At 74.4% G+C, this 16,105-nt stretch carries 13 protein-coding genes; 4 read left to right on the forward strand and 9 right to left on the reverse strand.

What is annotated here, in order from left to right; translation table 11 throughout:
- Positions 1 to 186 precede the first annotated feature (186 nt).
- On the reverse strand, positions 187 to 642 hold the full coding sequence (locus tag IQ279_RS08350; RefSeq protein WP_093849257.1) for an Lrp/AsnC family transcriptional regulator: 456 nt from the start codon (positions 640 to 642) through the stop codon (positions 187 to 189).
- 369 nt (positions 643 to 1,011) lie between these two features.
- On the opposite strand from IQ279_RS08350, the gene IQ279_RS08355 reads away from it, so the two are divergent.
- The 3 genes from IQ279_RS08355 to IQ279_RS08365 are packed head-to-tail and all read left to right on the forward strand — an operon-like array spanning position 1,012 to position 4,356.
- Complete coding sequence (locus IQ279_RS08355; protein ID WP_307792265.1) at positions 1,012 to 1,467, forward strand: hypothetical protein; 456 nt, start codon at positions 1,012 to 1,014, stop codon at positions 1,465 to 1,467.
- Complete coding sequence (locus IQ279_RS08360; protein ID WP_206347696.1) at positions 1,464 to 3,764, forward strand: DUF6571 family protein; 2,301 nt, start codon at positions 1,464 to 1,466, stop codon at positions 3,762 to 3,764. Before IQ279_RS08355 ends, IQ279_RS08360 begins: the two co-directional genes overlap by 4 nt.
- Before the next feature lie 46 nt (positions 3,765 to 3,810).
- On the forward strand, positions 3,811 to 4,356 hold the full coding sequence (locus IQ279_RS08365) for a hypothetical protein (protein ID WP_206347697.1): 546 nt from the start codon (positions 3,811 to 3,813) through the stop codon (positions 4,354 to 4,356).
- 28 nt (positions 4,357 to 4,384) lie between these two features.
- On the opposite strand, the gene IQ279_RS08370 is transcribed toward IQ279_RS08365, so the two are convergent.
- The 7 genes from IQ279_RS08370 to fmt form a co-directional block, all read right to left on the reverse strand.
- Positions 4,385 to 5,890 carry an amino acid transporter gene (locus IQ279_RS08370; protein ID WP_206347698.1) on the reverse strand — a complete coding sequence of 502 codons (1,506 nt, stop codon included), beginning with the start codon at positions 5,888 to 5,890 and terminating at the stop codon, positions 4,385 to 4,387.
- A gap of 124 nt (positions 5,891 to 6,014) precedes the next feature.
- The gene (locus IQ279_RS08375) at positions 6,015 to 6,719 is read right to left on the reverse strand and encodes a class I SAM-dependent methyltransferase (protein WP_206347699.1); all 705 of its coding nucleotides are present in this window, start codon (positions 6,717 to 6,719) and stop codon (positions 6,015 to 6,017) included.
- Positions 6,720 to 6,785: 66 nt separating this feature from the next.
- Positions 6,786 to 8,234: a GuaB1 family IMP dehydrogenase-related protein gene (locus tag IQ279_RS08380; protein ID WP_206347700.1), complete on the reverse strand. Its 1,449-nt coding sequence runs from the start codon at positions 8,232 to 8,234 to the stop codon at positions 6,786 to 6,788.
- Between the two features lie 114 nt (positions 8,235 to 8,348).
- Positions 8,349 to 9,344, reverse strand: a complete 996-nt coding sequence (locus IQ279_RS08385) for a sugar-binding transcriptional regulator (RefSeq protein WP_206347701.1) — start codon at positions 9,342 to 9,344, stop codon at positions 8,349 to 8,351.
- A 186-nt stretch (positions 9,345 to 9,530) separates the two neighbouring features.
- Positions 9,531 to 10,223, reverse strand: coding sequence for a ribulose-phosphate 3-epimerase (gene rpe / locus IQ279_RS08390; protein WP_206347702.1), 693 nt, complete (start codon positions 10,221 to 10,223; stop codon positions 9,531 to 9,533).
- A 97-nt stretch (positions 10,224 to 10,320) separates the two neighbouring features.
- Positions 10,321 to 11,721 carry an RsmB/NOP family class I SAM-dependent RNA methyltransferase gene (locus IQ279_RS08395; RefSeq protein ID WP_206347703.1) on the reverse strand — a complete coding sequence of 467 codons (1,401 nt, stop codon included), beginning with the start codon at positions 11,719 to 11,721 and terminating at the stop codon, positions 10,321 to 10,323.
- 143 nt (positions 11,722 to 11,864) lie between these two features.
- Positions 11,865 to 12,797 carry a methionyl-tRNA formyltransferase gene (fmt, locus tag IQ279_RS08400; protein WP_206347704.1) on the reverse strand — a complete coding sequence of 311 codons (933 nt, stop codon included), beginning with the start codon at positions 12,795 to 12,797 and terminating at the stop codon, positions 11,865 to 11,867.
- 324 nt (positions 12,798 to 13,121) lie between these two features.
- Between fmt and IQ279_RS08405 the strand changes: the two genes are divergently transcribed.
- Positions 13,122 to 13,706 carry a hypothetical protein gene (locus tag IQ279_RS08405; protein ID WP_206347705.1) on the forward strand — a complete coding sequence of 195 codons (585 nt, stop codon included), beginning with the start codon at positions 13,122 to 13,124 and terminating at the stop codon, positions 13,704 to 13,706.
- Positions 13,707 to 13,802: 96 nt separating this feature from the next.
- Here the strand turns inward: IQ279_RS08405 and IQ279_RS08410 are convergent, their stop codons facing one another.
- On the reverse strand, positions 13,803 to 15,965 hold the full coding sequence (locus IQ279_RS08410) for a primosomal protein N' (protein ID WP_206347706.1): 2,163 nt from the start codon (positions 15,963 to 15,965) through the stop codon (positions 13,803 to 13,805).
- Positions 15,966 to 16,105 lie beyond the last annotated feature (140 nt).

A 16,105-nucleotide genomic window follows, 5' to 3' on the forward strand; every position in this document is an offset into this window, starting at 1 on the left:
CGTGCCGGGGTACGGCTGCGGGATCTGGGGACGCCTCGACGGTACGGTCCGCCCGCTTCGCCCCACAAGCCGCACCTGTTGCGCACCCGGCATCGATCCGTTGCGTCTTGGGGCCGTGGTGCGCCGATTCGTTGCGTGCCCGGGTCGCGCACCCGGGTGTGCGCCCGGCCGCGCGTGCGCGGTGCCTCAGGCCGGCGACCCGGAACCGTAGCGCCGCAGCAGCGGGGAGAGGACGAGCACCGACCGGGTGCGCTCGACGAACGGCTCCCCCGCGATCCGCTCCAGCACCCGCTCGAAGTGCCTCATGTCGGAGGCGAAGACCTGGACGACGGCGTCCGCGTCGCCGGTCACGGTGGAGGCGGAGGCCACCTCCGGATAGCGCGCCAGCCCTCGGCGGATGTCCTCGGGCGAGGTCTTGTGGCGGCAGTACATCTCGACGAAGCCCTCGGTCTCCCAGCCGAGCACCGCCGGGTCCACCCGTACGGTGAAGCCGGTGATGGCGCCCTGCTCGCGCAGCCGGTCCACCCGGCGTTTGACGGCGGGGGCCGACAGCCCCACCTCGGCGCCGATGTCGGCGTAGGAGCGCCGGGCGTCCTCGGCGAGGGCGCGGACGATGCGTTCGTCGAGCTCGTTCAGTCGCACTGCGGGTGGGCCACTTCTGTCGTGCGGGCGGTACTCGGGGCACCGCGGTGATCGCGTCGCCCCGGCAGCGAAGTACAGCACACCGGGCCGGCGGGGCGTTTCTCCGGCGGTCCCGGGCCGCGGCGCGGGCGGCCGGGGAATCCTCACCGAGGCACCGCACGGCGGCGCCACGGCCCGGGAGGGCACATATCCGGTTTTCCGGGCGCCCCTTTCCGGCCGCACCCCCGCGAAGCGGGCGTCCCCGTGCCGCCGCCGGCGGCACGGCGGCCTCGTCCCGGCCCCCCTTCAGCGCAGCTCTCACTGGCGACCGGAAGACGCGCTTCTATACGGTGTGGCCCGACAGGCCGAGCCGGACGCGGGGGAGAGAACGTGTCGTTCGACGATGAGTGGAAACAGCTGGTGGAGGCCGCCGCCGAGCGGAAGGCCACACAGATGCGCCTGAACCGGCTCGACGGCGGCGGAGGCGGGGGCGTCTCGACGTCCTCCGGTGAACTGGAGGTCTCGCAGAAGGACCTGGCCGCCGTCGGGGACGCGGCGTTCGAGCTCCACGGGCGGCTGCGCAAGGACGGTGACCTAGCCCGGGAGAGCAGCAACAGCGCAGCCGCGGGCCTGAGGGGCGACTTCGAGATCGGCGGCGCCCTGGACCACGTCGCGACCCGGTGGCAGGAGCAGCTGCGCACCCTCACCGACGCCTGCGCCCACATCTCCAACCACATGGAGTACAGCAACAAAGCCCACGCCAACGACGAGCAGCACATCAGCTCGCTGTTCAACAGCGTCTCCGCGCTCGACGAGGGCTTCGACGAGAGGACCCGGCTCCAGTGAAGCTCGACGCCCTCCGCCACGCCGACTTCTCCAAGCTGAACAAGGCCGTCTCCGACTGGTCGGAGATGGTCGGGAAGCTCAGCACCCTGAAGGACGATGCCCGCTCCCAGCTCAAGGGCAAGGCCGACAAGGCCGACTGGACCGGCATGAACGCCGCCGTCACCCGGGAGTTCGTGGCCAAGACCACCGGCGAGTTCGCCGACGCCCACACCCAGGCGTCCTCCATCCACAACATCCTCAAGGACACCCGCGACGAGCTGGTGGAGTACCGCAGGCAGCTCAACGACGCGATCGAGCGCGGGCTGAGGAAGAACCTGACGGTCATCGCCAACACCGACGGCAGCTTCACCGTCACCATGAACATCCACCCCGACCGCGCCGCCGGGGGCACCGACGTACCCGACCACACCCCCGAGGACGTCACCGCCCTGCGCGACGAGGTGCAGGGCATCCTCACCAAGGCCGCCGAGAGCGACTCCAGCGCCGCCAGGGCGCTCAGGGCCCTGGCCGACCAGACCCCCCATGGCTTCTCCGACGCCTCCTACTCCGACCGCGACTCCGCCGCCGAGGCGATGGAGGCCGCCGACCGGGCCGTCGAGCTCGCCGAGGACCCCTCGGACATGTCCCCGCAGGAGTTCGACGACTTCAACTCCACCATGGCGCGGTACAAGGACGATCCCCTCTTCGCCGAGCGGTTCGCCACCGGGCTGGGCCCCCAGGGCGTGCTGGACTTCTGGGCGGGCATCAACGACCCGCACACCAACATGCAGCTCGGCCAGGCCCGGGTGGACAAGTACGGCGCCCTGCAGGAGAACCTCGGTCTGACCCTGGCCACCGCCACCCAGTCCGACAGCCCCGCCATGCAGCGCTGGGAGCGGGACATGGTCGGGCTGACCGGCGAGTTCGTCCCGAGCAAGGACAATCCCCGGGCCGTGGGCGCCCAGGTGATGAGCAACCTGATGCGCTGGGGCGACTTCGACGACAAGTTCCTGAAGGACTACGGCGACGAGCTCGTCAGGGTCGAGAAGGAGCGCAGCGGCAACGGCCGCAGCGCGGAGCTGGCCTGGCACTTCCCCATGGGCCCGATGCTCAACCGGACGGGCACCGACGAGGGTTCGGACCCGATGACGGGCTTCATGATGGCGCTGGGCAGGAGCCCGGAGGCCGCCACCGACTTCTTCAACGGCACCTTCGTCACCAAGGACGAGGACCACGACTTCACCCGGGACACCGACGGCAACGGCAAGGAGGGCAAGGTCGGGCTGACCAACTTCCAGTACCTCTTCGAGGAGCGCGACTGGCCCAAGCAGTACGACTCCGAGTTCGAGGAGAGCATCACCGGGCAGAACGCCATGGGCTGGGCCCTGGAGGCCGCGGCGACCGGCCACCCGGCCGGCGAGCAGCCCGGCCCGGGCACCCCTCCGCACAGTCCGGAGCAGGCCCGGCTGGTGGAGCAGATCTTCGACTCCGTCTCGGACGACACCGAACGCCTCACCGAGCGCGGCTACCTGTCGGACAGCATGGGCCAGATCGCGGCGGAGTACCTGCCCGACATCAACCGGGCCACCGCCGACGACAGATACGGGAACACCAACCTGCTGTTCCCCGTCGCCGGCACCGCGGCCGAGCTGGACCACAACGACGTCACGCGCTTCCTCGTCAGCGTGGGCCAGAACCCGGAGGGGTTCGCCAGGGTCGAGATGGGCCAGAAGGCCTATATGACCAACCTGATGGACTACCACCTGAACCCCGACCTGCCGGAGGACAGGCGGTACCCGCAGAACCCCCAGACCACGATCGAGGAGATCGCGAGACGGTCCGGCGAGGTCAGCGGAACCCTGGCCATCGGCCGCCAGGAAGCGGTCCTGGGGGAAGCTCACCAGAAGGACGAGGATTACAAGAAGTCGATGGGGCAGGTGAAGAACATCATCTCCGGCACCATCGGCACCGGCATCGGCGTGGGGACGAGTTTCGTCGCGACGCCCGTCGCAGGAGCCGTCGCAGGCGGAACCGCGAACACCGTCAGCAGTGTCGTCCTGGAGCAGGTCTTCGGCAATGTCGAGCCGAACAACCTCGCGGAAGCGGGGAAGAACGAGGGTGTGAGATGGGAGATGGCCAGGCAGAACAGCACGGAGCACGGCCAGATCGCCGCAATCGAGGCCGCCGAGGCCCATGACCTGCCATACAGCAACAAGGTGGCGGACTGGGTGCTGTACGGGAGTGAGGACGGTTTCGCCAACGCCTCGGTCAACGTCTCCCGGATGGCCGACGATCTGGACACCAACATCCCCAGCTGACGGCATGCTGCAACCACACCCCCATACACACGCCACCGAGGTCGATTTGAGAAGCCCAGCGGAACCCACACGGCAGCGGACCCGGCTCCTGGCCTCGGCCGCCGGAGCCCTGCTCCTCGGCCTCGGGACAGCCGCCTGCTCCGTTCAGGAGAGGAACTACGAGATCCCCTCCGCTCTGTGCGGCACAGCGGTCTCCCCCGACCTCACAACGCCCCTCCTGCCGCCGGGGGACACGTTCTCCACCACCGTCTCCGACAGGGTGGAGGGAGTGAGGCGCTGCCTCGTCAGCGTCGACGGCGAACAGGTCCTCGCACTCAGTACCGAGTGGTGGAAGAAAGGGACCTCCCTGCGCAAGGCCGCCCTCGTGATCCCCAATGTCGATCCGGACGACAAGGAGACGCGGGACGGGCGGTATCTCTACTCGGACACCGGAGCGGTCGGAAAGGTCGCCTGTTCGGACCCCCGCAAGGCCGACGGTGACCTCTTCGTGGCGGTACGGGTCAATGGACCGGGCAAGCCCGACGAGGCGGCGATGAAGAAGCTCATCTCCGCCTACGCCGAGGCCGTCGGGAAGTCCGGCGAGTGCACCTGAGGCCCACCGGACCGGCTGCGGCCGGGTGCTATCGCCCGGCCCGGTCGGTGGCGGCCGGTCCGGCCGGCCCGGCGGTCCCGCCCGGCTCGTTGAGGCGCGAGTGGCGGGTGCCGTAGAAGAAGTAGACCGCCAGGCCGCCGGCCAGCCAGAGGCCGAAGGCGGTCCAGGTGACCGCGTCCAGGCCGGCCATCGTCCACACGCAGAAGCCGAAGCCCAGCGCGGGCAGCAGCGGTGAGAGCGGGACGCGGAAGCCGCGCGGCGCCCGCGGGTGGGTGCGGCGCAGGACGACGACGGAGACGTTGACCAGCGCGAAGGCGAACAGCGTGCCGATGCTGGTGGCGTCGGCGAGCCGGCCCAGCGGGATCACGGCGGCCAGGGTGCCGCAGAAGGCGGCCACGATCAGGGTGCCCGCGCGCGGGGTTCCGGTGCGCGGGTGCACCCGGGAGAACACCCTCGGGATCAGTCCGTCGCGGGACATGGAGAACAGGATGCGGGTCTGCCCGTACAGGACGGCCAGGACGACGCTGGCGATGGCGACGACGGCGCCGAGGGCCAGCAGGACGGACCAGAAGGAGCGGCCGGTGACCTCCTCCATGATCCCGGCGAGGGCGGCCTCGGTGCCGGTGAAGTCCTGCCAGGGCAGGGCGCCGACCGCGACGGCCGCGACCAGGCAGTACAGCACGGTGACGATCACCAGCGACAGGACGATGGCGCGCGGCAGGTCGCGCCGGGGGTTCCTGGCCTCCTCCCCGGCGGTGGAGGCGGCGTCGAAGCCGATGTAGGAGAAGAACAGCGTCGCGGCCGCGGCGTTGACCCCGGCCACCCCCAGGGGCGCGAACGGGGTGTAGTTCCCGGCGCGCACGCCGGTGGCGGCGACGGCGCAGAACATCAGTAGCGCGCCGATCTTCACCGCGACCATGGCGGCGTTGGCGCGGGCGCTCTCGCGGGCGCCGCCGAGCAGGAGCGCCATGGCCAGCAGGACGACCAGCAGGGCCGGCAGGTTGACGATCCCCCCGTCGCCCGGGGGCGCGGAGAGGGCGGCCGGGATGGTGGCGCCGACGGTGCCGTCGAGCAGTTCGTTGAGGTACTCGCCCCAGCCGACGGCGACGGCGGCCACCGACACCCCGTACTCCAGGATCAGGCACCAGCCGATCACCCAGCCCAGCAGTTCGCCCATGGTGGCGTAGGTGTAGGTGTAGGAGGAGCCGGAGACCGGGATGGCGCCGGCCAGTTCGGCGTAGGACAGGGCGGAGAACAGCGCGGTCAGCCCGGCGAGGGCGAAGGAGACGGTGACGGCCGGGCCGGCCTCGGGCACGGCCTCGCCCAGGACGACGAAGATGCCGGTGCCCAGGGTGGCGCCGATGCTGATCGCGGTGAGCTGCCACACCCCCAGCGAGCGCCTCAGCAGGCCGCCCTCCCCGTGGCCGCTCTCGGCGACGAGGCGTTCGACGGGTTTGCGGCGCGTCAGCCGCGAGAGGTTCCTGCCGGGCCCTGGGGAGGGGGAGGGGACGGGGGAAGCGGCGCCCTGGTCCATCGCGGGACGACTCCTCGGGAGATCTTTCGCATACCGGTCACACGCGGATCCCCCGAGCCTCGCACACCGCCCGGCGGTGGCCGGTGCAGGCGCGTACGCGCCGCTCCGGCCGCCGCCGCGTACGTCACTCCGCGGGCAGGGCCCTCACCCAGGTCCGGTCGTCGGTGAGGTAGGAGTCGACGGCCAGTCCCGCGCCGGCCAGCGCCGCCTCGAACTCCTCCCGGTCCATCCGCCGGGAGAGGAACGTCTGGGTCCAGGTGGCGTCCGGGAAGACGTACTCGCAGCGGATGGCGGACACCCGCGGGTCGTCGGTGGGATCGGCCGCGGCGATCCGGATCAGCCCGCCCCCGGCCTTCCGCTCCCGGGGCACCCGCTCGTGCCAGTCCTCGCCCTCGCGCTGGATCAGCACGCACCCGTCGTCCGCGACGTGCCGGCGGCAGGCGCGCAGCAGCGCGTCGCGCGCCCGGACGTCGCCGGTGTGGACCAGGAAGGACGCCAGCACGACGGCGTCGAAGCGCTCGTCCAGCTCCAGCGTCTCGATGGGCGAGCACACGGTGCGGGCGCCGCGCACGTGCTCGAGCATCCGCGGCGACTCGTCGACGGCCGTCACCGTGAAACCGCGCTCCAGCAGGGGGTGGGTCACCCTGCCCGCCCCGCAGCCCAGTTCCAGCAGGCTCGCCCCGGCGGGCACGGCCGAGGCGATGATGCCGGGTTCGTCGCCGGCGGGGACGCGGGTGTAGACCTCCACCGCGCAGCCGTCGGGGGTGATCGCTCCTGGGCCGGTACCGCTGTGGCCCCGGTGGGTCTCCTCGTACGCCGGTCCGCTCATGGGCCCATCGAAGCAGCCGCGGCCCGCACCGGGGAAGGGTGCGGGCCGCGGGCGACGGGGCGCGGGTCACCAGCTGGCGTGCAGCGGCTTGCCCTCGGCGTAGCCGGCGGCGCTCTGGACGCCGATGACGGCCTTCTCGGCGAACTCCTCCAGGGTGGCGGCCCCGGCGTAGGTGCACGAGGAGCGCACCCCGGCGATGATCGAGTCGATCAGGTCCTCCACCCCCGGCCGGGCCGGGTCCAGGAACATCCGGGATGTGGAGATGCCCTCCTCGAACAGGGCCTTGCGGGCCCTGTCGTAGGCGGACTCATCGGCGGTGCGGTTGCGCACCGCGCGTGCGGAGGCCATCCCGAAGCTCTCCTTGTACAGGCGCCCGTCGGCGCTCTGCTGGAGGTCGCCGGGGGACTCGTGGGTGCCGGCGAACCAGGAGCCGATCATGACGTTGGAGGCTCCGGCGGCCAGTGCCATGGCCACGTCGCGCGGGTGCCGCACACCGCCGTCGGCCCAGACGTGCTTCCCGTGCCTGCGCGCCTCGGCGGCGCACTCCAGGACGGCGGAGAACTGGGGCCGGCCCACACCGGTCATCATGCGCGTGGTGCACATGGCGCCCGGTCCGACACCGACCTTGACGATGTCGGCGCCGGCCTCGATCAGGTCCCGGGTGCCCTCGGCGGAGACGACGTTGCCCGCCACCACGGGGACCCGCGGGTCCAGGGCGCGGATCTTCTCCAGAGTGGAGAGCACGGACTCCTGGTGGCCGTGGGCGGTGTCCACCACGAGGGTGTCCACCCCGGCGTCGAGCAGCCCCTCGGCACGGCCGTCGACATCGCCGTTGATGCCGACGGCGGCGGCCACCCGCAGCCGTCCGGCCTCGTCGGTCGCGGGGGTGTAGAGGGTGGCGCGCAGGGCGCCCTTGCGGGTGAGGATGCCGACCAGGCGGCCCTCGGCGTCGACGGCGGGGGCGAGCTTGCGGTGGGCGCCGTCCAGGCGGGTGAACGCCTCGCGCGGGTCGATTCCGGCGTCCAGGAGCAGCAGGTCGCGGGACATGACCTGGGCGAGCTGGGTGAAGCGGTCCACGCCGGTCAGGTCGGAGTCGGTGACGACGCCGACCGGCCGCCGCTCCCCGTCGACGACGACGCCCGCGCCGTGCGCCCGCTTGGGCAGCAGGGACAGGGCGTCGGCGACGGTCGCGGAGGGCTCCAGGACGATGGGGGTGTCCAGGACCAGGTGGCGCCGCTTGACCCAGGAGATGACTTCGGTGACCACTTCCAGGGGGATGTCCTGGGGGATCACGGTGAGGCCGCCGCGGCGGGCGACCGTCTCGGCCATCCGGCGCCCGGCGATCGCGGTCATGTTGGCCACGACGATCGGGATGGTGGTGCCCGTCCCGTCCGGCGCGGAGAGGTCCACGCCCTGCCGGGAGCCGACCGCGGAGCGGTTGGGCACCATGAAGACGTCGTCGTACGTCAGGTCGTACGCGGGCCGCTGGTCGTTGAGAAATCGCACGTACTTCATTGTTGCACGTCGGCCCCGGCCCCCGGCCATGGAGAGAAGACCAGGTGAGCGGGGCCGTCGTCGTGCGTTCCCACCAAAGCCGGCGCCTGGGCCGGGCTCCGCCGGCCCAGGCCCTCAGGGCGTGCTCTCGTCCGGGTCGGCCCGCTCCAGCGCGGGCCGGGGGCCGGGGGCGGTCTCGTGCAGCAGGTAGTCGGCGGCGGCGGTGTCGGTGACCAGGCTGGTGACCAGCCCGGAGCGGAGCACGGCGCCGATCGCCTCGGCCTTGCGGCGGCCGCCGGCGATCGCGATGACCTCGGGGATGCGGCGCAGCCGGTCGGCCTCGACGGTGATGCAGCGCTCGCCCAGGTCGCGGCCGATGCGGCGGCCCTCGGCGTCGAAGAGGTGCGCGGACATCTCGGCGGCGACCCCGAGGGAGGCGTAGTGGGCGCGCTCCTCCTCCCCGAGCATGTCGTGGACGGTGGAGACGCCCGGCTCCCAGGAGCCGATGGAGACCGCGGCCACGGTCACCTTGTCGAAGTACTCGAACGCTGCGGCGATGCTCGTCTGGCCGCGCAGCGCGGCGGCGGTGGCCGCGTCCGGCAGCAGCATCGGCGCGTAGATCGGGTGGGCCTCGCCGCCGGAGACGGTGGCGGCGCGGCGTACGGCCTCCACCGAGCCGCGCTCGGCGGTGCCCGCGTCGTAGACGCCGGTGAGCTGGACGACGGTGCACGGCGGGAGGCGGTGCAGCGCGGTGGCCATGTGGATGGTGGAGCGGCCCCAGGCCAGGCCCAGGACGTCCCCCTCGGTGACCAGTTCGCCCAGCAGGTCGGCGGCGACCTCGCCGAGGTTCTCGGGGTCGGCGGCGTCCTCCGCGGCGTCCGAGGGCGACTCGACGACCACGGCGTGGCGCAGCCCGTAGCGGGCGCGCAGCGCGTCGGACCGCTCGGCGTCCAGTTCGGCCGGGACGCGGATCTCGATGCGCACCAGATCCCGCTCCAGCGCGGTCTCCAGCACCCGGGCCACCTTGAAGCGGCTCACCCCGAACTCGTCCGCGATCTGGATCTTGGACTTGCCTTCCAGATAGAAGCGGCGCGCCATGGCCGCCGCCTGCATCAGCTCGGCGGGACCCATTCTCGTGGCTGACCGCCCGGTCGACACCGCACTCACCTCGCTACCGTTCCGCCGTACTCGTGTACGCGCCGTTCCTCACTCTGCGCGTTCATCCTCGCAGATCCGCGGCGGTCCTGATCCACTCCGTGCACGGTGCACCCATGCCCGCCTCCCCACAGCCGTCCCTGCGGGAGGCGCGGACCGCCCTCAGTGGGCGCAGGTTCCGGCGGCCCCGTTCGCGGCCTCCCGGGCCTGGGCGCGCAGCGCGTGCACCGCCGCGGCCGGGTCGTCCGCGCCGTAGACGGCCGAGCCGGCCACGAAGACGTCCGCGCCGGCCTCGGCGCACCGCTCGATGGTGGAGGCCGACACCCCGCCGTCCACCTGGAGCCACAGTTCCAGGCCGTGCTTGTCGATGAGCTGCCGGGTACGGCGGATCTTGGGCAGCATGACGTCGAGGAACGCCTGGCCGCCGAAGCCGGGCTCGACGGTCATCACCAGCAGCATGTCCAGCTCGGGCAGCAGGTCCTCGTACGGCTCGATCGGCGTGGCGGGCTTGAGCGCCATGGAGGCGCGGGCGCCCTTGGCGCGGATCTCGCGGGCCAGCCGCACCGGAGCGGCGGCGGCCTCGGCGTGGAAGGTGACCGATCCGGCCCCCGCCTCGACGTACTGCGGCGCCCAGCGGTCGGGGTCTTCGATCATCAGATGGCAGTCCAGCGGGGTGTCGGTCGCCTTGCGCAGCGACTCGACGACCGGGACGCCGAGCGTGAGGTTGGGGACGAAGTGGTTGTCCATCACGTCCACATGGAGCCAGTCGGCGCCCTCGGGCCCTCCGACGCGCCGCGCCTCCTCGGCCAGGCGCGCGAAGTCGGCGGACAGGATGCTGGGGTTGATCTGAACCATGGCCCCAGTATGTCGTGTCACCCGTCCGGCCCTGCCGCCAGGTGCGCTGGGGCGCGCCCGGCGGCGGAATCGTGCGCTGCCGTGTGCCGCCGTGTGCTCAGGTGCGGCGCAGCAGGGCGAGATACATCGCGTCGGTGCCGTGCAGATGCGGCCAGAGCTGGATGTCGGGGCCGTCCCCGAGGGAGGGCACACCGGGCAGCAGCCCTCGGACGTCGATCGGCTCGGCGCTCTCGTGCCTGAGCACGTCGTCGACGACCGCGCGGGTCTCGGCCGGGTGCGGCGAGCAGGTGGCGTAGCCGACGACGCCGCCGGGCCGGGCCGCGCGCAGTGCCTCGGTCAGCAGTCCGCGCTGGAGCGGGGCGAAGCCGGCCAGGTCCTCGGGACGGCGGCGCCAGCGCGCCTCGGGGCGGCGGCGCAGGGCGCCCAGCCCGGTGCAGGGCACGTCGACCAGGACGCGGTCGAAGGAGCCGGGCCGCCAGGCGGGGCGGGTGCCGTCGGCGGTGATCACCTGGTAGGGACCGGGGTTGCCGTGCAGGGCGCGGGCCACCAGGCGGGCGCGGTGCGGCTGCTTCTCGGCGGCGATCAGGGCCGCACCTCGGCCGGCGGCCAGCGCGCCCAGCAGAGCGGCCTTGCCGCCCGGTCCGGCGCAGCCGTCCAGCCAGCGTTCGTCGGGCCCGTCCAGGGGCGCGTTCGCCAGCGCGAGGGCGACGAGCTGGCTGCCCTCGTCCTGCACCCCGGCGCGCCCCTCGCGCACCGCCCCGATCGCACCGGGTTCGCCGCCCTCGGCGAGCCGGACGGCGTACGGCGACCAGCGGCCGGGCACCGCTTCACCGGTCAGCAGTTCACCGGCGGTGGCGCGGCCGGGGCGGGCGACCAGGGTGACCTCGGGTCGGGCGTTGTCGGCCTCCAGCAGCGCCTCGATGTCACGGCGCCCGCCGCCGAGCGCGTCCCACAGGGCGGAGACGATCCAGCGGGGGTGGGCGTGGACGATCCCCAGGTGCTCCTCGGGGTCGTCCTCGTAGGGCGGGGCGACCTTCTCCAGCCAGCCTTCCAGGTCGTCGGCGGCGATCCTGCGCAGTACGGCGTTGACGAACCTGGCCCGTCCGTCGCCGAGCACCACCCGGGCCAGTTCCACGGTGGTGCTGACCGCGGCGTGGGCGGGGATGCGGGTGCCCAGCAGCTGGTGGGCACCGAGCGAGAGGACGTCCAGCACCGGCGGGTCCACCTCGCGCAGCGGGCGGTCCACGCAGGCGGCCACGATCTCGTCGTAGGTGCCCTGCCGGCGCAGCGTGCCGTAGACCAGCTCGGTGGCCAGGGCCGCGTCCCGCCCGTCGATGTCGCCGCGCTCGCGGGCCTCGCGCAGCAGCGGGGGCAGGACGAGGTTGGCGTACGCGTCGCGCTCGTCCACGGCCCGCAGCGCCTCGTAGGCGATCAGGCGTACGGGGTCCTTCTTGGGTCGGCGGTAGGGCCTGGCGGGACGGCGTGGCCGGCTGCTCACGGAAAAGGTGCTCCGGGTGGTGTCGGGGACGGCGCGGTGGGCGCCGGGGGCGCGGCGTTCCAGCCTAATCCCACTCGTCCGGGCATCCCGCCGCAGGTGGTGCCGCCCCACCTGCGGCGCGACGGTCCGGAGCCGGCTCCGCCTCAGTCCCCCAGCCGCTCCCCCGGGGCGATGCGCACACCACGCGCCCAGTCGGCGGCGGCCATCGGCTTTCTGCCCTGCGGCTGGACCCACAACAGCTCGACGGCGTGCGAGCCGGTGCCGGCGTGCACGGTGTTCTTGCCGACGGCCAGCTCACCGGGGGCCAGGCCGGTGCGGCCGGGGGCGAGGGCGGTCTGCCTCAGCTTCAACCGCTCGCCCCGGAAGAGCGTCCAGGCGCCGGGCGCGGGCGAGCATCCGCGTACCACGCGGTCCACGCGCAGGGCGGGGGCGGCCCACTCCACCCGGGCGTCCTCGACCGTGATCTTGGGTGCGAGGCTGACGCCGTCGGCGGGCTGGGGGGCGGCCCGCAGCGTGCCGTCCTCGATGCCGTCCATGGTGGCGGCCAGCAGTCCGGCGCCGGCGAAGGCGAGCCGGGTCAGCAGGTCGCCGCTGGTGTCGGTGGGCCGGACCTCCTCGGTGACCACGCCGTAGACCGGCCCGGAGTCCAGCCCCTCCTCGATGAGGAAGGTGGACGCTCCCGTGACCTCGTCCCCGGCCATGATCGCGTGCTGGACGGGCGCGGCGCCGCGCCAGGCGGGCAGCAGCGAGAAGTGCAGGTTGACCCAGCCCCTGGCCGGGACGTCGAGCGCGGCCTTCGGCAGCAGCGCGCCGTAGGCGACGACCGGGCAGCAGTCCGGGGCGATCTCGCGCAGCCGGGCGAGGAAGTCCTCCTCGCGCGGGCGGGCGGGCTTGAGGACCTCGATGCCGGCCTCCTCGGCCCGCTGGGCGACCGGACTCGCCACCAGGCGGCGCCCGCGCCCGGCCGGCGCGTCGGGTCGGGTGACGACGGCCGCGACCTCGTGCCGCTCCGATGCGATCAGTGCGTCGAGGGCGGGTACGGCGACCTCGGGGGTGCCGGCGAAGACGAGCCTCATCGGTGCGGGACTACCTCTCGAAGACGGGTGTGCCGGGAACGGGCGTGGGCGGATGCGGGCGGATACGTCGGGGCGGGCACGGGGCCGCGCCGGGCGCGGGATGCGAGCGCGGCGCGGAACGGCGCACCAGTCTACGGTCCGCCTCAGCGGCGGGCGCTCCGGGCGCCGAGCGGGGCGTACGGGACCGGACGCCCCGCCCCCACCGGTCTTTTCACGCCCCCTCAGCGTGACCCCGGCGCCCGGTGCCGCGTTGGTCAATGCAGCTTGACCGAATCGGCCGCAGACGCGGCCGGCCGACCCCACGCCGGTTCGAGAGGCTTGACCATGGCCGACCACGCCACCCCCGACGCCCGGGCACGGGCCAGCCTGCACCTGCTGGTGCGGGACATCGAGCGGGTCCGCCGGCAGGTGGACGCACTGCGTACGCTCACCGCACAACTCGGCAACGTCTACCGGCCGCGGCGCACGGGGCCGTCGGCGGGCTTCGTCGTCTACGGCAGGGCGCCCGCGCCGACCGTGCGGCTCGCCCAGGAGCTGCGCGACAGCGTGGAGACGCTGGTGACGGCGGCCGTGGAGTTCGACCGCTCACTGGGTTTCTCCTGGGACTCGGTGGGCTCGGCCCTCGGCGTGACCAAGCAGGCCGTCCACCGCCGCTACGGCTCACGCCGGCCGGCGGCACGGGTGGGCGGTGCCGCGACGGCGGCCTCCGCGCAGGCCGCCGCGCAGGCCCCGGCCGCCGACGGGGCGGAGGCGGCGCGGCGGCCCGGCCCGGCCGGGGAGGGCGCCCGGGAGGCCGGGACCGCCGCACACGCCGTGGCCGCGGGTCCGGACGCTCCACCGGCGCCCGGACAGCGGGCGCAGCCGCCGGAGCCCCGCCCGGGCGCCCTTCCCTCCCCCCGCAACGGCTGACCCGAGGCCGTCCCCTCCTCCGCCCGGCGCCCGGCCCCTCCCCCTCGGCCCGGCGCCGGGCGGTTCCGCGTTCCGGGCGGTTCCGTATCCGGGCGGTCAGCCGATGTCCTCCGGATCGACACGGACGCGTGCGGGCTCGCTCCCACGGCGGGCGAGCCGGGCCGCGCGGGCGGTCCTGAGCACAGCGGCGAGCGCCGCGCCGCTGCCCGGCGGCACCCTCACCAGGGCCCTCTCCCACCGTTCGCCCGGCGGCGGGCCGCCGGGGCGCCGGGGACGGCCCGTGTCGGGCACGGGCAGCGGCACCGGCCCCAGGACCTCGGCGTCGGGCGGCAGTTCGGCCGCGGCCAGCAGTTCGGCGACGGCTTCGGGCGGCCCGGTCACCGCTGCCATCCGGGACACCGGCGGGAATCCCAGCTCGGCCCGCTCGGCCAGCTCGCGCCGGGCGTGTCCGGCCGGATCCCAGCGCACCAGCGCCTGGACGGGCCGCAGCGAGGGTTCGGCCATCACCACCACCGTGCCGCCCTCCCCGTGGGGGCGTACCAGTGCGGCGGCGTCCAGCCAGCGGCGCAGCGCCTCCTCCCCCGCCCGCAGGTCGGGGCGGGACAGCAGCGCCCAGCCGTCCAGCAGCAGGGCCGCCGCGTAGCCGGGCCCCTCGGCGACCGGCTCCGCGCCGGGAGTGCTGACCACCAGGGCGGGCCGGTCGGGCACGGAGTCCAGGACGTGGTCGCGGCCGGAGGTGCGGACGGGCACGGCCGGGAAGGCCCGGCCCAGTTCCTCGGCGGTGCGCCGGGTTCCGAAGACCCGCCCCCGCAGGCGGGTGCCGCCGCACTCCGCGCAAGCCCAGCCGGGCGCGTCGCGGCCGCACCAGCCGCAGTGGGGCGGGGCGTCGCCCGCGGCGGCCTCCAGGGGGCCCGAGCAGTGGGCGCAGCGGGCGGGTTCGCGGCAGCGGTCGCAGGCCAGCCGGGGTACGTAGCCGCGCCGCGGCACCTGCACCAGTACCGGGCCGCGTCGCAGGGCCTCGCGCACGGTGCTCCAGGCGAGGGTGGGCAGCCGGGCGGCGCGCGCGGCCGGGTCGCGCGCCTCGTCGCCGTCGCCGACGGTGCGGACCAGGGGCGCGCTCGCCCGTACCGCGTCGCGGTCGGCGGCCAGCGGGCGGGCCCAGCCGGTCTCGACGAGCTGGGCGGCCTCCACGGTGCCGCCGTGCGCGCCCAGCAGGAAGCCGCAGCTCTCGCGGGCGGAGCGCAGCAGCAGCACCTCGCGGGCGTGCGGCATCGGTTCGCGGGGGTCGCGGTGGCTGGAGTCCCCGTCGTCCCAGATCGCCACCAGCCCCAGGTCGTGCACGGGCGCGAACATCGCGGCGCGGGTGCCCACGACGCAGCGCACCTGCCCGCGGTTGACGGCCAGCCAGCGGCGGTAGCGGGCCTCGGCTCCGGCGTCGGCGGTGAGCAGGACGTGCCGGCCGGTGCCGACCAGGGCGGTGAGGGCCGCGTCCACCCGGGCCGCGGCCCGCCCGTCGGGCAGTACGGCGAGCGCGCCGCGGCCGGAGGCCAGGGCGGCGGCCAGGGCCCGGGCCAGTTCGTCGGGCCAGTGCGGGCCGGGCAGCGCCGTCCACACCGCGCGCGGGGACCCGCCCCCGGCCAGCGCCCGCAGATAGCCGGGCCCGGCCGGGTAGCGCGCCCAGGAGGACGCCTCGGGCGGCGGGGGCGGTGACGGCGGCCCGGCTGGAGCTCCCGACGCGGGGGGCTTCTCCGCGCGGGCCATGCGCGGGGGCACGGCGAGCTGGACGACATCGGCCAGCGCTCCGGCGTAGCGGTCGGCGACGGCCCGGCACAGCCGCAGCAGGCCGGGGCCGAGGACGGGTTCCGGGGAGAGGACCTGGGCGATGGGGGCGAGGACGCCGGGGAAGTCGGAGTCCGCGCGGCGCTCGACGATGAAGCCGTTGACCAGCCCGCCTCCCTCCCGGCGCCCGCCCCGCTCCCCCGCGCCGAAGCGCACCCGCACCCGCGCCCCGGGCCGGGCCTCGGCGTCCATGGCGGCGGGGACGGCGTAGTCGAAGAGACGGTCGAGGTGGAGCAGTCCCTTGTCGACCAGGACGCGGGCGACGGGGTCGCGCCCGGCGAGCTCGGCGCCGCGCCAGGTGCGCGGCCGGGCACGGGGCGGCTTGGCCCGGCGGACGGTCTCGCGGATCAGCGCGAGTTGCTCGCCTCCCGGCGGATCCTGTGCCGGAGGCCTGTCCGGTCGCCCGTTGTCGCTGCTCACAGCCCTCAGTCCTACCAGAAGACGCTGACACGGCCCGGCCCCCGCGGCTTCCGGTGGGGAGTCGCGGGGGCCGGGCCGGTGCGTGCCGGTGCGTGCCGGTGCGTGCCGGTGCGTGCGGGGTGTTACAGCCCGGCGGCGGC

Origin of the sequence: Streptomyces verrucosisporus, assembly GCF_017114865.1 — a bacterium.
GTDB lineage: Bacteria > Actinomycetota > Actinomycetes > Streptomycetales > Streptomycetaceae > Streptomyces > Streptomyces fenghuangensis.

Excerpts from the sequence above, each read along its gene's own strand:
- IQ279_RS08380 (WP_206347700.1), bottom strand. The coding sequence starts at position 8,234 with ATGAAGTACGTGCGATTTCTCAACGACCAGCGGCCCGCGTACGACCTG.
- IQ279_RS08370 (WP_206347698.1), bottom strand. The coding sequence starts at position 5,890 with ATGGACCAGGGCGCCGCTTCCCCCGTCCCCTCCCCCTCCCCAGGGCCC.
- fmt (WP_206347704.1), bottom strand. The coding sequence starts at position 12,797 with ATGAGGCTCGTCTTCGCCGGCACCCCCGAGGTCGCCGTACCCGCCCTC.
- IQ279_RS08405 (WP_206347705.1), top strand. The coding sequence starts at position 13,122 with ATGGCCGACCACGCCACCCCCGACGCCCGGGCACGGGCCAGCCTGCAC.
- rpe (WP_206347702.1), bottom strand. The coding sequence starts at position 10,223 with ATGGTTCAGATCAACCCCAGCATCCTGTCCGCCGACTTCGCGCGCCTG.
- IQ279_RS08375 (WP_206347699.1), bottom strand. The coding sequence starts at position 6,719 with ATGAGCGGACCGGCGTACGAGGAGACCCACCGGGGCCACAGCGGTACC.
- IQ279_RS08385 (WP_206347701.1), bottom strand. The coding sequence starts at position 9,344 with ATGGGTCCCGCCGAGCTGATGCAGGCGGCGGCCATGGCGCGCCGCTTC.